Raw genomic sequence first — 21,493 nt, 5'->3', positions numbered from 1 at the left:
CTCGTCACATTCCTCGTCGGGGAGCGGGCTGGGCTCCCTGGCCGGCCGCCACCTGCCGCAGATACGGGTTGGTGGCGCGCTCGTGGCCGATGGTCGTCTGGGGGCCGTGGCCGGACAGCACCACGGTCGAGTCCTCGAGCGGCAGGCACACGCGGGCCAGCGAGTCGAGGATCTCGGCCGGGTCGCCGCCGGGCAGGTCGGTGCGGCCGATGGAGCCGGCGAACAGCAGGTCGCCCGAGAACAGGATCGGCGGGATGTCCGCCGCCTCGGGCAGGCCGAAGGTCACCGACCCCTTGGTATGGCCCGGCGCATGGGCGACGGACAGCTCCAGACCCGCCAGCTCCAGCTTCGCGCCGTCGGTGAGCTCCTTGACGTCGTCCGGCTCCCCGATGGTCAGCTCCCCCATCAGCTGCATGCCGATGGAGCGGCCGAGCGCCCTCTCGGGGTCGCTCATCATGAACCGGTCCTCGGGGTGGATCCAGGCCGGTACGTCGTGCGCTCCGCACACCGGGACGACCGAGGCCACGTGGTCGAGATGACCGTGGGTCAGGACGACGGCGACGGGCTTGAGCCGATGCTTCTTGAGTGCTTCCTCGACTCCGGGGGCCGCCTCGTGGCCCGGGTCGATGATCACGCACTCCTCACCGGCGGCGGGGGCGACGAGGTAGCAATTCGTCCCCCAGGCCCCGGCGGGGAACCCGGCAATGAGCACGATCGTCCTTCGTTGTGTCGGTTCGGGTGACAAGTCGGTGGGCTGCGCCTGAGGTCAGAGCCTACCGGCGCTGCCGATTCCTCAGCGAACCCATATACGGTACGGGGCACACGCAGACGGTCGGCCCGAGGCACGCATCCGAACCGGTCGACGTACAAGACGCTTGAGGAGACAACCCCGTGGTCAGCCAGGAACAGCGGCGGCGTCAGCTCGCCCGGGAGAAGTTCTTGCGGCAGCAGCAGCGGCGCACGGACGCGCGGCGCAAATCCCGCACGCGCAACGCCGTGATCGCGTCCGCGGTCGGCGTCGTCCTCATCGGCAGCCTGGGGCTCTACACGGCGGGCGCCTTCGACGGGGACGACGGCAAGGCCAACGCGGGCGCGGAGGTCACCCCGAGCGCGACGCCGACCAGCAAGGTCCCGGACCCGTGCGAGAAGGCGGCCGCGGGCAAGGTCGAGACCATGAGCTGGAAGAAGGAGCCGGCCATGACCATCGACAAGTCGGCGGACTACACGATGAAGCTGGAGACGACCTGCGGTGACATCGACATAGCGCTCAAGGCCTCGGCCGCCCCGCACACGGTGAACTCGTTCAACTTCCTCGCCGGCAAGGGCTACTTCGACCACACCAAGTGCCACCGTCTGGTCGACAGCAACATCTACGTCCTGCAGTGCGGCGACCCGACGGCCACCGGCAGCGGCGGGCCCGGGTACACGATCCCGGACGAGAACCTCAAGGACAAGGCCGTCAAGGACGACGTCTACCCGGCGGGCACGGTCGCGATGGCCAACCAGTACAACGCCCAGACCGGGGAGGGCCGTGACACCGGCGGCAGCCAGTTCTTCCTCGTCTACCAGGACAGTCCGCTGCCGGCCGACTACACGCCGTTCGGCACCGTCTCCGAGTCGGGGATGAAGGTTCTCAAGAAGCTCGCCGCCGCGGGAGCGCAGGCCGCGGACCCCACGACGGGCAACACGGCGCCCAACGCGACCGTGGTGATCAACAAGGCAACTGTCAGCAAATCCTGACCCCCCAACTGCGAAATTTCGGTCGCGCGGGATGCGGACAGGCAACCCGCCGGTCGCCTATGTTGGCCGTGACGAAACTGTGGACGATGCCCGGGGGCGCTGAAGCCCCACGCAGGCATCATGTGGAGGAGGCGCTGTGAGCAGCGACCCGTGGGGCCGCGTCGACGAGACGGGGACCGTGTACGTGCGTACGGCCGACGGCGAGCAGGTGGTCGGTTCCTGGCAGGCCGGCTCCCCTGAGGAGGCGTTGGCCTACTTCGAGCGCAAGTACGAGGGCCTGGTTGTCGAGATCGGCCTCCTCGAGAAGCGAGTGAAGACCACCGACCTGTCGGCGAAGGACGCGCAGACCGCGATCGACCACATCCGCGAGCAGGTCGACGCGCACCACGCGGTCGGTGACCTGGACGCCCTGCGGCAGCGTCTGGACAAGCTCGTGGAGACCGTCGACAAGCGTCGCGAGGAGCGCAAGCAGCAGCGCGCGAAGCAGTCCGACGAGGCCCGGCACGCCAAGGAGGCGCTGGTCGTCGAGGCGGAGGAGCTGGCCCAGTCCGACCAGTGGCGGGCGGCCGGTGAGCGGCTGCGGGCGCTGGTGGACACCTGGAAGGGCCTGCCGCGTCTGGACCGCAAGTCGGACGACGAGCTGTGGCACCGCTTCTCGCACGCGCGCTCGGCTTTCTCCAAGCGGCGCAAGGCGCACTTCGCGGCGCTGGACGCGCAGCGCGAGGAGGCCCGCAAGACCAAGGAGCGGCTGGTCGCCGAGGCCGAGTCGCTGTCCGGGTCGACGGACTGGGGTCCGACGGCGGCGCGCTACCGCGAGCTGATGGCGGAGTGGAAGGCCGCGGGCCGCGCCCAGCGCGAGCACGAGGACGACCTGTGGAACCGCTTCCGCGGCGCCCAGGACGTCTTCTTCGCCGCGCGCAGCTCGGTCTTCGCCGAGCGCGACGCCGAGCAGGCCGAGAACCTCAAGCTGAAGGAGGAGCTGGCCCACGAGGCCGAGAAGATCCTCCCGGTGACGGATCTCAAGGCCGCGCGGTCCGCGTTCCGCCAGATCAACGAGCGCTGGGAGGCCATCGGCCATGTGCCGCGGGACGCCCGGCCGAAGGTCGAGGGCCGGATGCACGCCGTGGAGCGGGCGATCCAGGAGGCCGAGGAGGCCGAGTGGCGCCGGACCAACCCGGAGGCACGCGCCCGTGCCGCGGGTCTGACCGGTCAGCTCCAGGCCGCGGTGGACAAGCTCAGGGGCCAGATCGACCAGGCGCGCGCCCAGGGCAACAACGCCAAGGCCGACAAGCTGGAGCGTGAGCTGGAGGGCCGCCAGGCCCTGCTGGACCAGGCTCTGAAGGGCCTGGAGGAGTTCGGCGGCTGAGCGCCGAGGCCGACATGGGAAGGGGCTCCCCGAGGGGAGCCCCTTTTCGTGGTCCTACGGTGGCTACGCCCGGCTGCGCGCCGACGTCACGCGGTACACGTCGTACACGCCCTCGACGCCCCGGACGGCCTTCAGGACGTGCCCGAGGTGCTTGGGGTCGCCCATCTCGAAGGTGAAGCGGGAGGTGGCGACGCGGTCGCGGGAGGTCTGCACAGCCGCGGAGAGGATGTTGACGTGCTGGTCGGACAGGACGCGGGTGACGTCCGACAGCAGCCGGGACCGGTCCAGGGCCTCGACCTGGATGGCGACCAGGAAGACCGAGGACTGCGTGGGCGCCCATTCGACGTCGAGGATCCGCTCGGGCTCCCGGGACAGTGACTCCACGTTCACACAGTCGCTGCGGTGAACCGATACGCCACTACCGCGGGTGACGAAGCCGATGATCGGGTCACCCGGAACGGGCGTACAGCAGCGGGCGAGTTTGACCCAGACGTCGTCGACACCCTTGACCACGACGCCGGGGTCCTGGCTGCTGCGCCGCTTGCGGCTGCGGCCGCGGGCCGGCGGGACCGCCTCGTCGATCTCCTCGGTGGCCGCCTCCTCGCCGCCGAGGGCCTGCACCAGCTTCTGTACGACGTTCTGCGCGGCCACGTGGCCCTCGCCGATCGCCGCGTACAGCGAGGAGATGTCGGGGTAGCGCATCTCGTGTGCGAGCGTGACGAGGGAGTCGCCGGTGAGGATGCGCTGGATCGGCAGGTTCTGCTTGCGCATCGCACGGGCGATGGCGTCCTTGCCCTGCTCGATCGCCTCGTCCCGGCGCTCCTTGGAGAACCAGGCCCGGATCTTGTTGCGGGCGCGCGGCGACTTCACGAAGCCGAGCCAGTCCCGGGAGGGGCCGGCGCCGGCCGCCTTGGAGGTGAAGACCTCCACCAGGTCGCCGTTGTCCAGGGTGGATTCGAGCGGCACGAGACGGCCGTTGACCCGTGCCCCTATCGTGCGGTGGCCGACCTCGGTGTGCACCGCGTAGGCGAAGTCCACCGGGGTGGCACCCGCGGGAAGCGCTATGACGTCACCCTTGGGGGTGAACACGAAGACCTCGTTGCGGGACAGGTCGAAGCGCAGGGACTCCAGGAACTCGCCCGGGTCCTCGGTCTCCTTCTGCCAGTCCAGCAGCTGGCGCAGCCACGCCATGTCGTTGAGGTGGTCGTCCTTGCCCTTGCCCGCCTTGGGCACGTCGGTACGCACCTTGGAGGCGCCGGCGACGGCCTCCTGCTTGTACTTCCAGTGCGCGGCGATGCCGTACTCGGCGCGGCGGTGCATGTCGAAGGTGCGGATCTGGAGTTCGACCGGCTTGCCGTTGGGCCCGATGACCGTCGTGTGCAGCGACTGGTACATGTTGAACTTGGGCATCGCGATGTAGTCCTTGAACCGCCCCGGAACCGGGTTCCAGCGGGCGTGGACGGTGCCCAGGGCCGCGTAGCAGTCGCGGACGGTGTCCACCAGGACACGGATGCCGACCAGGTCGTAGATCTCCGCGAAGTCACGGCCGCGGACGATCATCTTCTGGTAGACGCTGTAGTAGTGCTTCGGGCGGCCGGTGACGGTGGCCTTGATCCGGGCGGCGCGCAGGTCCTGTTGGACCTCGTCGGTCACTATGGCCAGATACTCGTCACGCTTCGGCGCCCGCTCGGCCACCAGCCGGACGATCTCGTCGTACATCTTGGGGTAGAGGATCGCGAAGGCGAGGTCCTCCAGCTCCCACTTGATGGTGTTCATGCCCAGGCGATGGGCGAGGGGCGCGTAGATCTCCAGGGTCTCGCGCGCCTTCTTCTCCTGCTTCTCGCGCTTGAGGTAGCGCATGGTGCGCATGTTGTGCAGGCGGTCGGCGAGCTTGATGACCAGGACGCGCGGGTCCTTGGCCATCGCCACGACCATCTTGCGCACGGTCTCGGCCTGCGCGGCCTCGCCGAACTTGACCTTGTCGAGCTTGGTGACGCCGTCGACGAGCAGGGCGACCTGGTCGCCGAAGTCGCGGCGCAGCTGGTCCAGGCCGTACTCGGTGTCCTCGACGGTGTCGTGCAGCAGTCCCGCCATGAGCGTGGCCGGATCCATGCCCAGCTCGGCGAGGATGGTGGTGACGGCGAGGGGGTGCGTGATGTAGGGGTCGCCGCTCTTGCGCTTCTGGCCGCGGTGCCAGCGCTCGGCGACCTGGTAGGCCTTCTCGATCTGGCGGAGAGTGGCGGTCTCGATCTTCGGGTCGTTGCTGCGCACTATCCGCAGCAGCGGCTCCAGCACCGGGTTGTACGGGTTGGAGCGCTGCACGCCGAGGCGGGCGAGACGGGCGCGGACGCGGTTGGAGGAGCCGGATCGCGGCGGCTGGCCGGTGTTGGGACGGACCGCGGGCGTGCCGCTCTGCTCCGGCGGGGCCGGCTTGGGGCGGGACTGCTCGGCCGACTTGCCGACGGGCGCGGACTGGGCGTGCTCGACCGGCCCGCGGGCGTCGTTCTTGGCGTTCGACGTGTTCGGCGCGGGCTTGGCCGCGGGGCCCGAGGCGGAGTCGGGCTTGGCGGCGGTCAGGTGCTGGGCCTCGTCTGGCAAGAGGGCTCCTCGTGCGCGATCCGGGTCCCCCGGTCAGGCTCCGGAGACCCCATGGTAGCGATCCTGGGCCGCAGGATCGCCTTCAGGCCGATGTGAGGCCCTTGTACGGAAGAAACACAAGGGGCGGGCCAGGGATTCCTGGGCGGTGTCCACCGGGTGGCCGAGGGCTTTCCGGAGTCTCGCGTACGAGTGTTCCGGCGGCTGTCGCCACGGCTGTCCCGACGGCTGTCCCGGCCGCGCGTGGGCGGACATGCGCGCGGGGCGCACCCTCCCCTTCCGGGAAGCGTGCGCCCCGCGTACGTCGGGTCGCCCCACTGGCTCAGATCGTGAGCAGGGCCTCCAGCGGTGCCCCGTCGAGCGCCGGTGCCAGCCGGGTCCGGCCGCCCAGGAAGCCGAGCTCCATCAGGACGGCGAGGCCCGAGACCTCGGCACCCGCCCTGCGGATCAGCTGGATCGAGGCCTCGGCGGTGCCGCCGGTGGCGAGGACGTCGTCGACGACCAGGACGCGGTCCTCGACGCTCAGGTCCTCGGCGTGCACCTCGATCTCCGCCGAGCCGTACTCCAGGTCGTAGGCCTGGCTGAGCGTCGCTCCGGGGAGCTTGCCCGCCTTGCGCACCGGGATGAAGCCCAGTCCGGCACGGACGGCCACGGGGGCGCCGAGGATGAAGCCCCGGGCCTCCAGGCCGACGACCTTGGTGGCGCCGGTGCGCTCGGCGATCCCCGCGAGGGCGTCGGTGAGCGCGGTGAACGCCGCCGGGTCCGCCAGCAGCGGGGTGATGTCCTTGAACATCACGCCCGGCTCCGGGTAGTCGGCCACATCCCGGATACGGCTGAGCAGCAGCTCCTGGATGTCGGTCATCGGCGCTTCCCCGAGGGACGGCCACGGCCCCGGGTGCGGGACGCGGGCTGGTTGCGCGGGCCGACGACCGCCGGAGCGGCATCGTCCTGCTCGTCCTCGGCGCCGGAGTCGTCCAGCGGACCCTCGGCGGTCAGCGGCTCGCCCTTGGCCGCGGCCTGGGCCCGCTTGGCCAGGACGCGCTTGCGCAGCGCCTTCATCTGCGGCTCGCGCTCCTTGAGGTCGGCGACGAGCGGCGTGGCGATGAAGATCGAGGAGTACGCACCGGCCGCGAGGCCGACGAACAGCGACAACGAGATGTCGTTCAGCATGCCCGCGCCGAGGAAGCCGCCACCGATGAACAGCAGGCCCGCCACCGGCAGCAGCGCGACCACCGTGGTGTTGATGGAACGGACCAGCGTGCTGTTGATCGACCGGTTGGCGACATCGCTGTAGGTCCAGCGGGTCTGCTTGGTGATGTCCTTCGTCTGCTCCTTGAGGCTGTCGAAGACGACGACCGTGTCGTACAGCGAATAACCGAGGATCGTCAGCAGACCGATCACCGTACCCGGGGTGACCTCGAAGCCCACGAGGGCGTAGATGCCGACCGTGATGGTGATGTCGTGGATCAGGGCGACGAAGGCGGCGACGGCCATGCGCCACTCGAAGGCGATCGCCAGATAGATCACCACCAGGACCAGGAAGATCCCGAGGCCCTGCCAGGCCTTGTTGGCGATCTGCTCACCCCAGCTGGGGCCGACCAGCTCACCGGTGACGTCGTTCTCGTCGACCTTCAGGTCCTTGGCGAGCTCCGTGGAGACCCGGTCGGCCTCCTTGGTCTCGATGCCCGCGACCTGGATGCGCAGCTTGCCGTCGCCGAGCTTCTGGACGATGGCGTCGTGGCCGGAGGCCTCTTCCGCGTACTCCTGCGCCTGGGCGACCGAGACGGAGGTCTTCGGAGTGGTGAAGACCGCGCCGCCCTGGAACTCGATGCCCATGTTCAGGCCGCGCACCGCGAGACCCACGATCGCCGTGATGGTGATCAGGATGGACAGGCCGTACCAGATCTTGCGGTTGCCGATGAAGTCGTAGCCGATTTCGCCACGGTGCAGTCGGGCGCCGAGGTTGCCGAGCTTCGACATCTCACGCCTCCTTCGTCTCGACGGGGGCGGAGGGACGGCGGGTACGGCGCAGCGGCGGCTGCGCCCCGAGGCGCTTGGGGTCGAGACCGGACCAGGGGTGGCCGCTGGCGAAGAACTTCCGGCGGGCCAGGAGCGTCAGCAGCGGCTTGGTGAACAGGAACACCACGACCACGTCGAGCACGGTGGTCAGGCCGAGCGTGAACGCGAAGCCCTGGACCTTGCCGACGGTGACCACGAAGAGCACCGCCGCGGCCAGGAACGACACGAAGTCGGAGACCAGGATGGTGCGCCGGGCGCGCGGCCAGGCCCGCTCGACGGCGGGGCGCAGCGAGCGGCCCTCGCGGATCTCGTCCCGGACGCGTTCGAAGTACACGATGAACGAGTCCGCTGTGATGCCGATGGCGACGATGGCTCCGCAGACGGCCGGCAGGTTCAGCGCGAAGCCGATGGCCGGGCCGAGCAGGGCCATGATCACGTAGGTGAGCGCGGCGGAGACGAGGAGCGAGGCGACCGCGATGAGCGACAGACCCCGGTAGTAGACCAGCAGGTAGATCACGACCAGCGCGAGGCCGATGGCACCGGCGATCAGACCGGCCTTCAGCTGCTCGCCGCCGAGCGCGGCGGTCACCGTGGTGACGCTGTCCTCACTGAAGGTCAGCGGCAGGGCGCCGTACGACAGCATGTTGGCGAGGGACTGGGCCGACGCCTGGTCGAAGTTGCCGGAGATCTCGGCGTTGCCGCCGGTCAGCGCCTGGCTCACGGAGGGGTCGGAGACGACCTCGTTGTCCAGGACGATGGCGAACTGGTTCTGCGGCTGCTGGTTCTGGGCGAGCTTGCCGGTGATGTCACCGAACTTCTTGCGGCCCTCCCCGGTGAACTTCATGGTGACGGTCCAGCCAGCGGCGGTCTGCGTGTTGAAGACCGCCTCGGCCTCGTCGACGTCCGTACCGTCGACCTCGGCCGGGCCCAGGATGTACTTCTGCCACTGGCCGCCGGCGTTCTGGCCGCAGGCGACGGTGGTGTCCTCGGGCTTGGCGCCGTCGCCGGCCTTGGCGCGTGCCGTCTCGTCGGTGCAGTCGAGCGCGGCGTACTGCGCCTCGACCTTGCTGGTGTCGGTGGAGCCCGAAGGGCTGGCGCTGGCCGACGGGGAGGCGCTGGAGCTCGCGCTCGTCGAGGGCGTGGGGTCGGCCTTCAGGGCGTCGCTCGCGGCGCGGCCCTGGGTGGTGGCGGTCGCCGACGGCGTACCGGTCGCCGAGGGGGACGAGGAGGAGGTCGCCTTGTCGGTCGCCTTGTCCGTGGCCTTGTCCGTCGCGCTGCCGGAGGGGCTCGCGGACGGGCTCTTCTGCGCGGCGGCGCCGGAGACCTCGGTGGCGATGACCGGGCGGAAGTACAGCTTGGCGGTGGTGCCGACCTGGTCCCGGGCTTCCTTGGAGTTCGTGCCCTTGGGGATGTTGACGATGATGTTCTTGTCGCCCTGGGTCTGGACCTCGGCCTCCGAGACACCAAGACCGTTGACGCGCCGCTCCATGATGTCGACGGCGGTGTTCATGTTGGTCTTGTTGATCGCGGATTCCTGGCCCGGCTCGGCCTCCGCGCGGAGCGTGATGCTCGTACCGCCGGCCAGGTCGATACCGAGGCGCGGGGTGGTGTGCCCGGAGAGGAACATTCCCCCGGTGAGCGCCACCATGGCGATCAGGATGAGGGCCAGCGAGCGTCCCGGCTTGCTCTGGGCGCTCGCGCTCCGGCCCTTCTTAGGTGCTGCCACCTTCTCGTACTCCCTCTCGGGCCGCCTCTCGCCGGGTCGGCGCCGGCGGCCATGACATGTAGTCGGGATCCCGTCCGAGAGCCACGCGTGCCCGGGGCGCGCGGGTCAACCCCGCGCGCTCCGGGAGGCGGGGGCTACTTCGCGTCGGAGTCGCCGTCGGTCTTCTTCGGCTCGCTGTCGGCCTTCGCCTCGGCGGCCGCGACGTCCTCGGCGGGCTCCTCGACGGCGTCCTTCTTACCGAGGTCGACGGACTTCTCGTCAGCGGCGGCAGCGTCGTCGGACTCGGTGAGGGAGGAGGCGTCGTCCGGGACGACGTCGGCCTTCAGGTCGTGCTCGACACCGTGGACGATGCGGTTGTACTCGTCGTCGGAGAGGACGGCGCCGATGGCGTTCTTCGCGAAGAGCAGTTCCACGCCCGGGCCGGCGTCGAGGAGGACGGTGTCCTCGTTGACCTCCTTGACCGTGGCATACATGCCCCCGATGGTGCGGACGCCGGAACCGGGCTGCATCTGGTTCCGCATGTCGGCCGCCTGCTGCTGCTTCTTCTTGGCCGACCGGGTCATCAGGAACATGGCCCCGATGAGCACGATGAACGGGAGGAGGGTCACGAGACTCACGGGTCGGAACTTCCTTCACACGACCGCGATGGTGAGCGGCCTGATGGTTGGGGGTATGTGTGCCGCCGACAACGGCGGCATCGGCGGAGTCTAAGCGAGTCCGCGCGCAAGGAACAACGCTCAGCATGGCACCCAGGTTCCTGACCCGGCCAATACCGCGCCGGGCGGGCGCCGCGGCGGCGTCCTCACGTCCCGAACAGGTCTCCTTGTCCGTTTCCCGCGGTCTGCGCCCGGGGCGGGGTGAGGCCGAGATGCGCCCATGCGGCCGGCGTGGCCACGCGGCCACGGGGGGTACGGGCCAGCAGCCCCTCCCGTACGAGGAAGGGTTCGGCTACCTCCTCGACGGTCTCCCGCTCCTCCCCCACCGCCACGGCGAGGGTCGACAGACCGACCGGCCCGCCGCCGAACAGCTTGAGCAGGGCCTGAAGGACCGCCCGGTCCAGGCGGTCGAGGCCGCGGGCGTCGACCTCGTAGACCGCGAGGGCCGCCGCGGCGATGTCCTGGGTGATCAGGCCGTCGGCCTTGACCTGGGCGTAGTCGCGGACGCGGCGCAGCAGGCGGTTGGCGATGCGGGGCGTGCCGCGGGAGCGGCCGGCGATCTCGGCGGCGCCGGCCGGGTCGATCTCGACGTCCAAAAGGCTCGCCGAGCGGTGGACGACGCGCTCCAGCTCGGCGGGCTCGTAGAACTCCATGTGCGCGGTGAAGCCGAAGCGGTCGCGCAGCGGGGGCGGCAGCAGTCCCGCGCGGGTGGTGGCGCCGACCAGCGTGAACGGGGGCAGCTCCAGCGGGATGGCGGTGGCACCGGGGCCCTTGCCGACGATGACGTCGACGCGGAAGTCCTCCATCGCCATGTAGAGCATCTCCTCGGCGGGCCGGGACATGCGGTGGATCTCGTCGAGGAAGAGGACCTCGCCCTCCTGGAGGGAGGAGAGGATCGCGGCGAGGTCGCCGGCGTGCTGGATGGCGGGGCCGCTGGTGATGCGGATGGGGGCGCCCATCTCGGCCGCGATGATCATCGAGAGGGTGGTCTTGCCGAGGCCGGGGGCGCCGGAGAGCAGCACGTGGTCGGCGGTGGCACCTCGCGCGCGGGCGGCGCGCAGGACCAGGTCGAGCTGTTCGCGGACCTTCTCCTGACCGATGAACTCGCCCAGGTCCTTGGGGCGCAGCGCCGCCTCCACGGCCTGGTCGTCACGGTCGGCGGACGCACCGACGAGCCGCTCTTCGGCGGCGGGGTCGGTCGTGTCGTCCCAGTTCACGGAAGTTCTCCTCGGTACGGACTAGCGGGCGCGGTTCAGCGTCTGAAGGGCCGCCTTCAGGAGTTGCCCGACCTGCGGCGTGCCCCCGGCGGCCTCTGCCTGGGGTGCCACGGCGGACACGGCCTCGTCGGCCTCCCGGGTCGCGTACCCGAGGCCGATCAGGGCCGCGTGCAGCTGGTCGCGCCAGCCCTGGGTGACCGGGGCGCCGATCGCGGGAGCGCCGATCGGCTCGCCGAGCCGGTCCTTGAGCTCCAGCAGCAGCTTCTGGGCGCCCTTCTTGCCGATGCCGGGGACGGCGGTGAGCGCCTTCTCGTCGGCCGTCGCGACGGCTCTGCGCAGGGCGTCGGGCGAGTGCACCGCGAGCATCGCCTGGGCCAGGCGGGGTCCGACTCCGCTGGCGGTCTGGAGCAGCTCGAACGTCTGCCGTTCGTCGTCGTCGGCGAATCCGTACAGCGTGAGGGAGTCCTCGCGGACCACGAGCGAGGTGTGCAGCTTGGCGGGCTGGCCCATCCGCAGCGTGGACAGCGTGTTCGGCGTGCACTGTACGGCCATGCCGACCCCGCCTACCTCGACGACCGCGGTGTCCGGGGCGAGTGCGGCCACTGTGCCACTGACGAAGGCGATCATGTCGTACGGCCTTTCGATGCGTGCAGGGCCACGGCCTGCTGGAGTCGGTTCTGCGCGGGGGCGCGCCAGATGTGGCAGATGGCGAGCGCGAGGGCGTCGGCGGCGTCCGCGGGCTTGGGCGGCGCGGCGAGCCGGAGCAGGCGGGTGACCATGGCGCCGACCTGGGCCTTGTCCGCCCGGCCGCTGCCGGTTACGGCCGCCTTGACCTCGCTGGGGGTGTGCAGGGCGACGGGGATGCCGCGCCGGGCGGCGCAGAGCATGGCGACGGCGCTGGCCTGGGCGGTGCCCATGACCGTACGGACGTTGTGCTGGCTGAACACCCGCTCCACGGCGACGAATTCGGGCCGGTACTCGTCCAGCCACTGTTCGATGCCCTGCTCGACGGCGACCAGGCGCTGCCCCAACTCGGCGTCCGCGGGGGTCCGTACGACGCCGACGCCGAGCATGGTGAGCGGACGCCCGGCGACCCCTTCGACGACGCCGACACCGCATCGCGTCAGCCCCGGGTCCACCCCCAGTACGCGCACGCCGCGCCCCCTCCCTCTCGAATCGCCTGTTTGTGCAGGCTATCCGGTGCCACCGACAACGCAGGCGGGCCGGTGGGTGTGTCCCACCGGCCCGCCTGAAACCCGCTCAGCGCAACGGAAGCGCTACGCGTCGACCTTCTCCATGATCTCGTCGCTGACGTCGAAGTTGGCGAAGACGTTCTGCACGTCGTCGCTGTCCTCGAGCGCGTCGATCAGCTTGAAGATCTTCTTGGCGCCCTCCTCGTCCAGCTCGACCTGGACGGACGGCACGAAGCTGGAGTCGGCGGAGTCGTAGTCGATGCCGGCCTCCTGGAGGGCGGTGCGGACCGCGACCAGGTCGGTGGCCTCGCTGATGACCTCGAAGGTCTCACCGAGGTCGTTGACCTCCTCGGCGCCCGCGTCCAGGACGGCGGTGAGGACGTCGTCCTCGGTCAGCTCGCCCTTGGGGACGATGATCACGCCCTTGCGGCTGAACATGTACGACACCGAGCCCGGGTCGGCCATGTTGCCGCCGTTGCGGGTCATGGCGACGCGGACGTCGGAGGCGGCACGGTTGCGGTTGTCGGTGAGGCACTCGATGAGCACCGCGACGCCGTTCGGGCCGTAGCCCTCGTACATGATCGTCTCGTAGTCGGCGCCACCGGCCTCGAGACCGCCACCGCGCTTGATCGCGGAGTCGATGTTCTTGTTCGGAACCGACTGCTTCTTCGCCTTCTGCACGGCGTCGTAGAGCGTCGGGTTTCCTTCGAGGTCGACGCCGCCCATCCGCGCAGCGACCTCGATGTTCTTGATCAGCTTCGCGAAGAGCTTGCCGCGCTTGGCGTCGATCACGGCCTTCTTGTGCTTCGTCGTGGCCCATTTAGAGTGGCCGGACATCTGCCTGTCTCCTTCGCGTAACCCATCTATGAACGAACGCAGAGATCCTACAAGGACTCCGCTGTCCCGTTGGCTCGCACCATGTCGACGAACAGCGCGTGCACCCTGTGGTCGCCGGTCAGTTCCGGGTGGAACGACGTGGCGAGCGCGTTGCCCTGGCGGACCGCGACGATGTGCCCGTCGTGCTCGGCGAGCACTTCGGTCTCGGCGCCGACGGACTCCACCCAGGGGGCGCGGATGAAGACGCCCTCCACAGGATCGCCCGCGATGCCCTTCACGTCGAGTGCGGCCTCGAAGGACTCGTTCTGACGGCCGAAGGCGTTGCGGCGCACGATCATGTCGATGCCGCCGACGGTCTCCTGACCCGAGCGCGGGTCGAGGATCTTGTCCGCGAGCATGATCATGCCGGCGCAGGTGCCGTAGACGGGCATGCCGTCACGCACGCGTGCGCGCAGGGGCTCCATCACGCCGAAGAGGACGGCCAGCTTGGAGATGGTGGTGGACTCGCCGCCCGGGATGACCAGGCCGTCCACCTCGGCGAGTTCCTCGGGGCGCCGCACCGCCCTGGCCACGGCGTCGGCCGCGGCCAGGGCGATCAGGTGCTCCCGTACGTCGCCCTGGAGTGCGAGCACTCCGACTACGGGAGTGGTCATCACCAGCCCCGGTTCGCGTAACGCTCGGCCTCGGGAAGCGTGTCGCAGTTGATCCCGACCATGGCCTCGCCCAGGTTGCGGGAGGCGTCGGCGATGATCTTCGGGTCGTCGTAGAAGGTGGTGGCCTTCACGATGGCGGCGGCGCGCTTGGCCGGGTCGCCGGACTTGAAGATGCCGGAGCCGACGAAGACGCCCTCGGCGCCGAGCTGGCGCATCAGCGCGGCGTCGGCGGGGGTGGCGACACCACCGGCGGAGAACAGCACGACCGGGAGCTTGCCCAGCTCGGAGACTTCCTTGACCAGCTCGTACGGGGCGCGCAGCTCCTTGGCGGCGGCGTACAGCTCGTTGTTGTCGAAGCCGCGCAGCTTGGCGATCTCGTTCTTGATCTGGCGCAGGTGGCGGACGGCCTCGACGACGTTGCCGGTGCCGGCCTCGCCCTTGGAGCGGATCATCGCGGCGCCCTCGGCGATCCGGCGCAGGGCCTCGCCCAGGTTGGTGGCACCGCAGACGAAGGGGGTCGTGAAGGCCCACTTGTCGGAGTGGTTGACCTCGTCGGCCGGGGTGAGGACCTCGGACTCGTCGATGTAGTCCACGCCGAGCGACTGCAGGACCTGGGCCTCGACGAAGTGGCCGATGCGGGACTTGGCCATCACCGGGATGGAGACCGCGTCGATGATGCCCTCGATCATGTCCGGGTCGGACATACGGGCCACGCCGCCGTCCTTGCGGATGTCGGCCGGGACCCGCTCCAGGGCCATGACGGCGACGGCGCCCGCGTCCTCGGCGATCTTCGCCTGCTCCGGCGTGACGACGTCCATGATCACGCCGCCCTTGAGCTGCTCGGCCATGCCGCGCTTCACTCGGGCGGTGCCGGTTGCGGGAGCCTGGTTCTCGGTGATGGACACGGATTGACCTCACATACGTGAAAAGAGGGTTTCTGCAGCACCGAGGAAACGGGATTGGACCAGGCCACAGCAAGGGCCAATGGCAAGCCGGTGGATCCTTTTGCGGTCCGGCCGCTCCGGCGGACCGTGTCAGCCGGCCCGGTCGACCAGGGCCGCCGGGGGCTCGTCGTCCATCTCGAAGGCCATGGGGAAGGGGGCGTGGCCGGCCAGCCGGAACCAGCGGACCTTGCGGTGGCGGCGCAGGGCGCGGGCGGCGCGGACCGCGTCGTTGTGGAAGCGGCGGGCCATCGGCACCCTGCGCACCGCCTCGGTCAGTTCGCGGGCGGCCGCCTCTCCGCCGGGCGCCTGGCGGACCTCCTCCACCTGCTGTGCCTCGGCGAACACGGCCCGCAGCGCCTGGCTCAGTTCGCTCTCGGCGACCTCCCGCTGGTCCTCCTCGGCCTGCCGGGCGGCGTGGGCCGCCTCGTAGAGGACGATCGAGGCGGCCGGGTCGAGCACTCCGGAGGTCGCGAGTTCCTGGGTCACCGAGGCCCGCCGCAGCAGCTGGGCGTCCAGGGCGGCACGGGTGGCGTCGATGCGGGCGTGCAGCCGGTCCAGCCGGCCCGCGGTCCAGCTCAGGTACAGGCCGATCGCGACGAGGGCGACGAGGATCCAGATGAGGGTTGCGGTCACGGGCGGCAAGGTTACCGACGTACCGCCCCGGCCCTATAAGCCCCCGCACGCGCGGGCGTCAGCGCCCCGTGCGGGGCCGTGCGAGCGGGCTTGTGCGAGCCCCACGCGCGCGGCCGACGAAGTGACCCGCACGGGCTGGGTCGGCGATGGTGGCCTCGTCGGCCTCACTGATGCCGTCCAGGACCCGGCCGTCGGCGCCGATCCGCTCGCCGGGGCGGATCAACAGCACGTCTCCTACGGCGAGTTCGGCGGTCGGGACGCTCTCCTCGCCTAAGTCCGCGTGACGGGTGGCGGTGTACGCGGCGAGGTCGAGCAGGCCCCGCACGGAGTCGGCGGTGCGGGCGGTGGCCAGGGCCTCCAGGGCGCCGGACGTGGCGAAGATGACGATCAGCGGGGCGCGCGCCCCGCGCGCCCCGCTCAGGCCCTCCGCACGCGCTCGCTCACGCTCTCCACAGGCGCTCGCTCAAGCCCGCCACACCCGCGCCCGCGGCCCCTCAGTCCCGCGCGAGCCCCAGTCGTGCCCGCAGGCCCGGGCGCTCGTCGTCCGCGGCCGCCACCGCCGTCGTCCCGTCGGTCACCGTCTCGTACACCGACAGGATGTCCGCGCCGACCGTCGACCAGTCGAACCGGCGGACGTGGTTGCTCCCGCGCTCCCGCAGCTCCGCGCGCCGCGCCGGGTCCTCCAGCAGCCGCAGGGCCGCCTCGGCGAGCGCGTCGGCGTCCTCGTTGGCGAAGAGCTCACCGGCCGCGCCCTGGTCGAGCACCTGGGCGAAGGCGTCCAGGTCGGAGGCGAGCACCGGCGCTCCGGCGGACATCGCCTCGACCAGGATGATCCCGAAGCTCTCGCCCCCGGTGTTGGGCGCGACGTACAGGTCGACGCTGCGCAGGAAGCGGGCCTTGTCCTCGTCGCTGACCATGCCGAGGAACTCCACCCGCGAGCGCAGCTCCGCGGGCAGGTCCGCCACCGCCTCCTCGGCGTCACCGCGCCCGGCGACCAGCAGCCGGGTCTGCGGCCGGGCGGCGAGGATCTTCGGCAGCGCCTTCATCAGGACCGGCAGTCCCTTGCGGGGCTCGTCGATCCGGCCGATGAAGCCGATCGTGTCGCCCTGCCACTCCGCCTTCGGTTCGGCCTTGGCGAAGAAGTCCACGTCGACGCCGTTGGGGATGACCACCGCGTCGCCGCCGAGGTGCTCCACCAGCGTGCGCCGCGCGTACTCGCTCACCGCGATCCGCGCGCTGATCTTCTCCAGGGCGGCCTGGAGGATCGAGTACGCGGCGATCATCGCCTTGGAGCGCGGGTTGGAGGTGTGGAAGGTGGCGACGAGCGGGCCCTGCGCCGCCCAGCAGGTCAGCAGCCCGAGCGACGGCGAGGACGGCTCGTGGATGTGCACCACGTCGAACGCGCCGTCGTGCAGCCAGCGCCGGACGCGAGCGGCCGAGAGGATCCCGAAGTTCAGCCGCGCCACCGAGCCGTTGTACGGCACCGGGACCGCGCGGCCCGCCGAGACGACGTACGGCGGCAGCGGGGTGTCGTCGTCGGCCGGGGCCAGCACGGACACCTCGTGGCCGAGGCGGATGAAGTACTCGGCGAGGTCGCGGATGTGGAACTGGACGCCACCCGGCACGTCCCAGGAGTACGGGCAGACGATGCCGATTCTCACGACGAGCCCTTCCCGGCGTCCGCGGACGAGCCCTTCCCGGGATCCAGATCGGCCACCCACAAGCGCTGCAGCATGTGCCAGTCCTCCGGATGCTCGGCGATCCCCGTGGCGAAGGCGTCGGCCAGCGCCTGTGTCATGACAGACGTCTTCTCGGCCCGGGTACCTGTCTCGGGCACCTCGACCGGGGGATGGACCCGACCCCGCATCACGGGCGAGTCGTCGTACCAGAGCGTCACGGGCAGCAGCAGCGCGCCGGTCTGCTGGGCGAGCAGGGCGGGTCCGGCCGGCATCCGGGCCGTCTCGCCGAAGAACTTGACCTCGACACCGGAGGCGGACAGATCACGGTCGGCGACCAGGCAGACCAGGCCGCCGTCGCGCAGCCTGCGGGCCAGCGTGCCGAAGGCCGAGCCGCCGCTGTGCGGCAGGACCTCCATCCCGAGGCCCTCCCGGTAGGCGACGAACCGGTCGTAGAGGGTCTCCGGCTTAAGGCGTTCGGCGACCGTCGTGAACGGCGTCTGCAGCGCGGTGGTGACCCACGCGCCCGCGAGGTCCCAGTTGCCCAGGTGCGGGAGCGCCAGGACGACGCCCTTGCCGGCGGCCATGCCCTCGGTCAGGTGGTGCAGGTCCTTGGGATCGAAGCCGTTCCTGACGCGCTCCGCGCTCCACGCGGGGAGCCGGAAGGACTCCATCCAGTAGCGCAGGTACGACCGCATGCCCGCGCGGGAGAGCTCCGCGAGGCGCTCGGGACTCGCGTCGGGCACCACGCGCGCGTAGTTGCTCTCCAGCCGCAGCACTCCCTTGCCGCGCCGCTTCCAGGCGGCGTCGGCGATCGTACGGCCGAGCCGCGCCGCGACCGGTTCGGGGAGCTTCTTGACGGTCCCCCAGCCCAGGCCGTACAGCGCGTCCGTCAGACGCTCCTGGGCGCTCATTTCGCCGCCTCGCTCCCCTGGGGCGCGTCCTCTCGCGCGGCCGGCCCGTCAGCCTCGGCGTCCGCCTCCGCGGACTCCCGGCGGACGGTGACGACGCGCTGGATCAGCGTGACCAGGCTGCCCACGGCCACGATCCACAGCGCGACCGGCAGCAGGTACTGAATGCCGGGTACCCCGAAGTCGTGCAGGCCCGCGAGCCCGGCCGCGACCAGGGAGATCACCAGCCGCTCGGCCCGCTCGACCAGGCCGTTGACCGCGACCGGCAGCCCGATCGACTCGCCCCGCGCCTTGGTGTACGACACCACCTGGCCGCTCGCCAGACAGAAGATCGAGACGGCGCACAGGACGAGGTCGTCGCCGCCACCGGCGTACCAGAGGGCGAAACCGCCGAAGATCGCGCCGTCCGCGACGCGGTCGAGCGTGGAGTCCAGGAAGGCGCCCCAGCGGCTGGAGCGGCCCAGCTGCCGGGCCATGTTGCCGTCGACGAGGTCGGAGAACACGAAGAGCGTGATCACGACCGTGCCCCAGAAGAACTCGCCCTGCGGGTAGAACACCAGCGCGCCCGCCATGACGCCGGCGGTGCCGATCAGCGTGACCGCGTCGGGGCTCACGCCCCGCCGGATCAGAAACGCGGCGAACGGTGTGAGGACACGCGTGAAGAATGCACGCGCGTACTTGTTCAGCATGGCCTTCCCGAGGTTCGGTGTGGCCGCGCGGCCCCTGCTGGCCACCGGCTGGCCCATCGTAGCCACGCCCGCGCGCGGGCGGCGGCCGGGCGCCCACTACCGCTCCGCGCGCGACGGCGCTCGCGATCACGTCCGCCGTATGGACGCACCGTGACGGGAGTGGAAAGCTCGAAGGACCGCGGGCGTCACCGGAGCCGCCACCGCTGGGGGCACCTCCCAGGCGGAGCCTGGGGGAGGATCCGTATGCCCGCGCCCACTGAAGACCTCACCGTGCACGGGAGGCAAGGCCATGGGCGACAAGGCGAACGCACACCCCGGAGCCGCCGGCAGGGCAACAGCGGCCGACCACCCCGCGTCCGTACGGAATGTGGTGCTGGTCGGCCACTCCGGATCGGGCAAGACCACCTTGGTGGAAGCCCTCGCGCTCACCGCGGGGGCGGTGAACCGGGCGGGCCGCGTGGAGGACGGCGGGACCGTCTCGGACTACGACGACATCGAGCGCCGGCAGCAACGGTCGGTACAGCTCTCCCTGGTGCCCGTCGAATGGGACGGCATCAAGGTCAATCTTCTGGACACCCCCGGATACGCCGACTTCGTCGGGGAACTCAGGGCCGGTCTGCGAGCGGCGGACGCGGCCCTTTTCGTCGTCTCGGCCTCCGACGGGGTGGACGGCTCGACCCGCATGGTCTGGGAGGAGTGCGCGGCCGTCGGCATGCCGCGCGCCATCGTGATCACGCACCTGGAGGCCGCGCGGGCGGACTACGAGGAGATGACGCGGATCTGCGCCGAGGCCTTCGGCGCCGACGACCCCGACGCGGTACTCCCGCTCTACCTGCCGCTGCACGGCCCGCAGGCCCCGGACGGACACGCGCCCGTGACCGGTCTGATCGGGCTGCTGTCGCAGAAGCTGTTCGACTACGCGTCCGGTGAGCGCAAGGAGTCCGAGCCCGGCGAGGACCAGCTGCCGCTGATCGAGGAGGCCCGCAACCGGCTCATCGAGGGGATCATCGCCGAGAGCGAGGACGAGACCCTCATGGACCGCTACCTCGGCGGTGAGCGGATCGACGTCAAGACCCTGATCGAGGATCTGGAGCGGGCCGTGGCGCGCGGGGTCTTCTTCCCCGTCCTGGCCGCCGCCCCCGCGGCCGAGGGCGCCCAGCAGGGGCTCGGCACGGTCGAGCTGCTGGAGCTGGTCACCGGCGGCTTCCCGACCCCGCTGGAGCGCGAGGCACCCCGCGTCACGACGATCGACGGCAAGCCCCGGGAGCTGAAGCTGTGCGATCCGGACGGGCCGCTGGTCGCGGAGGTGGTGAAGACGGCGTCGGACCCGTACGTGGGCCGCGTCTCGCTCGTGCGCGTCTTCTCCGGCACCCTGCGACCCGACGAGACCGTGCACGTCTCCGGCCACGGGCTCGCCGACCGCGGGCACGAGGACCACGACGTCGACGAGCGGATCGGGGCGCTGTCCCGGCCGTTCGGCAAGCAGCAGCGCGCCCTCACCCACTGCATCGCGGGCGACCTGGCGTGCGTGGCGAAGCTGAACCGCGCGGAGACCGGCGACACGCTCTCCGCGAAGGACGACCCGCTGCTGATGGAGCCCTGGCAGATGCCCGACCCGCTGCTGCCGCTCGCCATCCAGGCGCACAGCAAGGCGGACGAGGACAAGCTCTCCCAGGGCCTGTCCCGGCTGGTCGCCGAGGACCCGACCATGCGCCTGGAGCAGAACCAGGACACCCACCAGGTGGTCCTGTGGTGCCTCGGCGAGGCTCACGCGGACGTCGCCCTGGAACGGCTGCGCAGCCGCTACGGCGTCCAGGTCGACGTCGTACCGCACCGGGTCTCCCTCCGGGAGACGTTCGCCGGCAAGTCGGCCGGGCGGGGCCGGCACGTGAAGCAGTCCGGCGGGCACGGGCAGTACGCCATCTGCGAGATCGAGGTCGAACCGCTGCCCGGCGGCTCCGGCATCGAGTTCGTGGACAAGGTGGTCGGCGGAGCGGTGCCGCGGCAGTTCATCCCGTCCGTCGAGAAGGGCGTACGGGCCCAGGCCGCCAAGGGCGTCGCCGCCGGCCATCCGCTGATCGACGTCCGGATCACGCTCCTCGACGGCAAGGCGCACTCGGTGGACTCCTCCGACGCCGCCTTCCAGACGGCGGGCGCGCTGGCGCTGCGGGAGGCCGCGGCCGACGCGAAGATCCACTTGCTGGAGCCGGTCGCCGAGGTGAGCGTGCTGGTCGGCGACGAGTACGTGGGCGCCGTGATGAGCGACCTGTCCGGGCGGCGCGGCCGGGTGCTCGGCACCGAGCAGACCGCCGGCGGGCGCACCCTGGTCCGCGCCGAGGTGCCGGAGATCGAGATCGGCCGGTACTCCGTCGATCTGCGCTCCCTCTCGCACGGCACCGCCCGCTTCAACCGCTCCTACGCGCGGCACGAGCCGATGCCGCCGCAGATCGCCGAAAGGATTCGTGAAGAGACCCGGGATTCCGCGTAGTTGGCGCCGGGCACAACCCAGGTGGGGCCCGGACCGAGGGCCAACGGGCCCCACCCGACAGGCTTTTGTGGAACGCTCCCCTCCGAGTCGGGGGGGGGGGGGGGGGGGGGCCCCCCCCACTGGTGTGGGGGGAAGGTAATTAATTTTATA

Annotated in this window: 20 protein-coding genes and 1 pseudogene; 4 read left to right on the top strand and 17 right to left on the bottom strand. The window is 70.8% G+C overall.

Annotated features, from left to right (window positions below; genetic code table 11):
• Positions 1–4: 4 nt before the first annotated feature.
• Positions 5–712, bottom strand: coding sequence for an MBL fold metallo-hydrolase (locus tag ACWDRW_RS23600; protein WP_451726003.1), 708 nt, complete (start codon positions 710–712; stop codon positions 5–7).
• Positions 713–891: 179 nt separating this feature from the next.
• Between ACWDRW_RS23600 and ACWDRW_RS23595 the strand changes: the two genes are divergently transcribed.
• Positions 892–1,740, top strand: coding sequence for a peptidylprolyl isomerase (locus ACWDRW_RS23595; RefSeq protein WP_451726002.1), 849 nt, complete (start codon positions 892–894; stop codon positions 1,738–1,740).
• 136 nt (positions 1,741–1,876) lie between these two features.
• The gene (locus ACWDRW_RS23590; protein WP_451726001.1) at positions 1,877–3,106 is read left to right on the top strand and encodes a DUF349 domain-containing protein; all 1,230 of its coding nucleotides are present in this window, start codon (positions 1,877–1,879) and stop codon (positions 3,104–3,106) included.
• 63 nt (positions 3,107–3,169) lie between these two features.
• On the opposite strand, the gene ACWDRW_RS23585 is transcribed toward ACWDRW_RS23590, so the two are convergent.
• The 16 genes and pseudogenes from ACWDRW_RS23585 to pgsA all read right to left on the bottom strand — a co-directional run bounded on the left by ACWDRW_RS23585 (position 3,170) and on the right by pgsA (position 18,912).
• Positions 3,170–5,704, bottom strand: coding sequence for a RelA/SpoT family protein (locus tag ACWDRW_RS23585; protein ID WP_451726000.1), 2,535 nt, complete (start codon positions 5,702–5,704; stop codon positions 3,170–3,172).
• A 319-nt stretch (positions 5,705–6,023) separates the two neighbouring features.
• Positions 6,024–6,563 carry an adenine phosphoribosyltransferase gene (locus tag ACWDRW_RS23580; RefSeq protein WP_451725999.1) on the bottom strand — a complete coding sequence of 180 codons (540 nt, stop codon included), beginning with the start codon at positions 6,561–6,563 and terminating at the stop codon, positions 6,024–6,026.
• A complete protein-coding gene (gene secF / locus ACWDRW_RS23575; protein WP_451725998.1) occupies positions 6,560–7,681 on the bottom strand; it encodes a protein translocase subunit SecF in 1,122 nt (373 codons plus the stop codon). Before secF ends, ACWDRW_RS23580 begins: the two co-directional genes overlap by 4 nt.
• 1 nt (position 7,682) lies before the next feature.
• Positions 7,683–9,446 carry a protein translocase subunit SecD gene (gene secD / locus ACWDRW_RS23570; RefSeq protein WP_451725997.1) on the bottom strand — a complete coding sequence of 588 codons (1,764 nt, stop codon included), beginning with the start codon at positions 9,444–9,446 and terminating at the stop codon, positions 7,683–7,685.
• 134 nt (positions 9,447–9,580) lie between these two features.
• On the bottom strand, positions 9,581–10,063 hold the full coding sequence (gene yajC / locus ACWDRW_RS23565; protein WP_451725996.1) for a preprotein translocase subunit YajC: 483 nt from the start codon (positions 10,061–10,063) through the stop codon (positions 9,581–9,583).
• Positions 10,064–10,248: 185 nt separating this feature from the next.
• Positions 10,249–11,319 carry a Holliday junction branch migration DNA helicase RuvB gene (gene ruvB / locus ACWDRW_RS23560; protein ID WP_451725995.1) on the bottom strand — a complete coding sequence of 357 codons (1,071 nt, stop codon included), beginning with the start codon at positions 11,317–11,319 and terminating at the stop codon, positions 10,249–10,251.
• A 21-nt stretch (positions 11,320–11,340) separates the two neighbouring features.
• The gene (gene ruvA, locus ACWDRW_RS23555; protein WP_451725993.1) at positions 11,341–11,946 is read right to left on the bottom strand and encodes a Holliday junction branch migration protein RuvA; all 606 of its coding nucleotides are present in this window, start codon (positions 11,944–11,946) and stop codon (positions 11,341–11,343) included.
• Complete coding sequence (gene ruvC / locus ACWDRW_RS23550) at positions 11,943–12,473, bottom strand: crossover junction endodeoxyribonuclease RuvC (protein ID WP_451725991.1); 531 nt, start codon at positions 12,471–12,473, stop codon at positions 11,943–11,945. Before ruvC ends, ruvA begins: the two co-directional genes overlap by 4 nt.
• A gap of 123 nt (positions 12,474–12,596) precedes the next feature.
• On the bottom strand, positions 12,597–13,349 hold the full coding sequence (locus ACWDRW_RS23545) for a YebC/PmpR family DNA-binding transcriptional regulator (RefSeq protein WP_451725989.1): 753 nt from the start codon (positions 13,347–13,349) through the stop codon (positions 12,597–12,599).
• Positions 13,350–13,396: 47 nt separating this feature from the next.
• Entirely contained in the window at positions 13,397–14,002 is a 606-nt protein-coding gene (gene pdxT, locus ACWDRW_RS23540) for a pyridoxal 5'-phosphate synthase glutaminase subunit PdxT (RefSeq protein WP_451725987.1), read from the bottom strand.
• Positions 14,002–14,907: a pyridoxal 5'-phosphate synthase lyase subunit PdxS gene (gene pdxS / locus ACWDRW_RS23535; RefSeq protein ID WP_015661776.1), complete on the bottom strand. Its 906-nt coding sequence runs from the start codon at positions 14,905–14,907 to the stop codon at positions 14,002–14,004. Before pdxS ends, pdxT begins: the two co-directional genes overlap by 1 nt.
• A gap of 129 nt (positions 14,908–15,036) precedes the next feature.
• On the bottom strand, positions 15,037–15,579 hold the full coding sequence (locus ACWDRW_RS23530) for a hypothetical protein (protein WP_451725985.1): 543 nt from the start codon (positions 15,577–15,579) through the stop codon (positions 15,037–15,039).
• A gap of 145 nt (positions 15,580–15,724) precedes the next feature.
• Positions 15,725–15,976 (bottom strand): annotated as a pseudogene (locus tag ACWDRW_RS23525) (P-type ATPase); the annotation flags it as partial.
• Between the two features lie 97 nt (positions 15,977–16,073).
• Positions 16,074–17,240 (bottom strand): glycosyltransferase family 4 protein, encoded by a 1,167-nt coding sequence (locus tag ACWDRW_RS23520; RefSeq protein ID WP_451725983.1) that lies wholly within the window; start codon positions 17,238–17,240, stop codon positions 16,074–16,076.
• Complete coding sequence (locus tag ACWDRW_RS23515) at positions 17,237–18,169, bottom strand: phosphatidylinositol mannoside acyltransferase (protein WP_451725981.1); 933 nt, start codon at positions 18,167–18,169, stop codon at positions 17,237–17,239. The genes ACWDRW_RS23520 and ACWDRW_RS23515 overlap by 4 nt, the downstream gene beginning before the upstream one ends.
• The gene (gene pgsA, locus ACWDRW_RS23510) at positions 18,166–18,912 is read right to left on the bottom strand and encodes a phosphatidylinositol phosphate synthase (RefSeq protein ID WP_451725979.1); all 747 of its coding nucleotides are present in this window, start codon (positions 18,910–18,912) and stop codon (positions 18,166–18,168) included. The genes ACWDRW_RS23515 and pgsA overlap by 4 nt, the downstream gene beginning before the upstream one ends.
• Here pgsA and ACWDRW_RS23505 point away from each other — a divergent pair.
• A complete protein-coding gene (locus ACWDRW_RS23505) occupies positions 18,824–19,009 on the top strand; it encodes a hypothetical protein (RefSeq protein WP_451726082.1) in 186 nt (61 codons plus the stop codon). The two genes, pgsA and ACWDRW_RS23505, sit on opposite strands and share 89 nt — an antisense overlap.
• A 135-nt stretch (positions 19,010–19,144) precedes the next feature.
• Positions 19,145–21,343, top strand: coding sequence for an elongation factor G-like protein EF-G2 (locus ACWDRW_RS23500; protein ID WP_451725978.1), 2,199 nt, complete (start codon positions 19,145–19,147; stop codon positions 21,341–21,343).
• The last annotated feature ends 150 nt before the right edge of the window (positions 21,344–21,493 follow it).

Source organism: Streptomyces sp. NPDC003635, from assembly GCF_053587635.1.
Note: the sequence above shows the minus strand (reverse complement) of the source record. Positions and strands in the feature narration are given on the sequence as shown.

Bases quoted from the DNA above. Each gene is read 5' to 3' on its own strand.
- ACWDRW_RS23580 (WP_451725999.1), bottom strand. From the start codon at position 6,563: ATGACCGACATCCAGGAGCTGCTGCTCAGCCGTATCCGGGATGTGGCC.
- secF (WP_451725998.1), bottom strand. From the start codon at position 7,681: ATGTCGAAGCTCGGCAACCTCGGCGCCCGACTGCACCGTGGCGAAATC.
- ruvA (WP_451725993.1), bottom strand. From the start codon at position 11,946: ATGATCGCCTTCGTCAGTGGCACAGTGGCCGCACTCGCCCCGGACACC.
- ACWDRW_RS23545 (WP_451725989.1), bottom strand. From the start codon at position 13,349: ATGTCCGGCCACTCTAAATGGGCCACGACGAAGCACAAGAAGGCCGTG.
- pdxT (WP_451725987.1), bottom strand. From the start codon at position 14,002: ATGACCACTCCCGTAGTCGGAGTGCTCGCACTCCAGGGCGACGTACGG.
- ACWDRW_RS23515 (WP_451725981.1), bottom strand. From the start codon at position 18,169: ATGAGCGCCCAGGAGCGTCTGACGGACGCGCTGTACGGCCTGGGCTGG.
- pgsA (WP_451725979.1), bottom strand. From the start codon at position 18,912: ATGGGCCAGCCGGTGGCCAGCAGGGGCCGCGCGGCCACACCGAACCTC.
- ACWDRW_RS23500 (WP_451725978.1), top strand. From the start codon at position 19,145: ATGGGCGACAAGGCGAACGCACACCCCGGAGCCGCCGGCAGGGCAACA.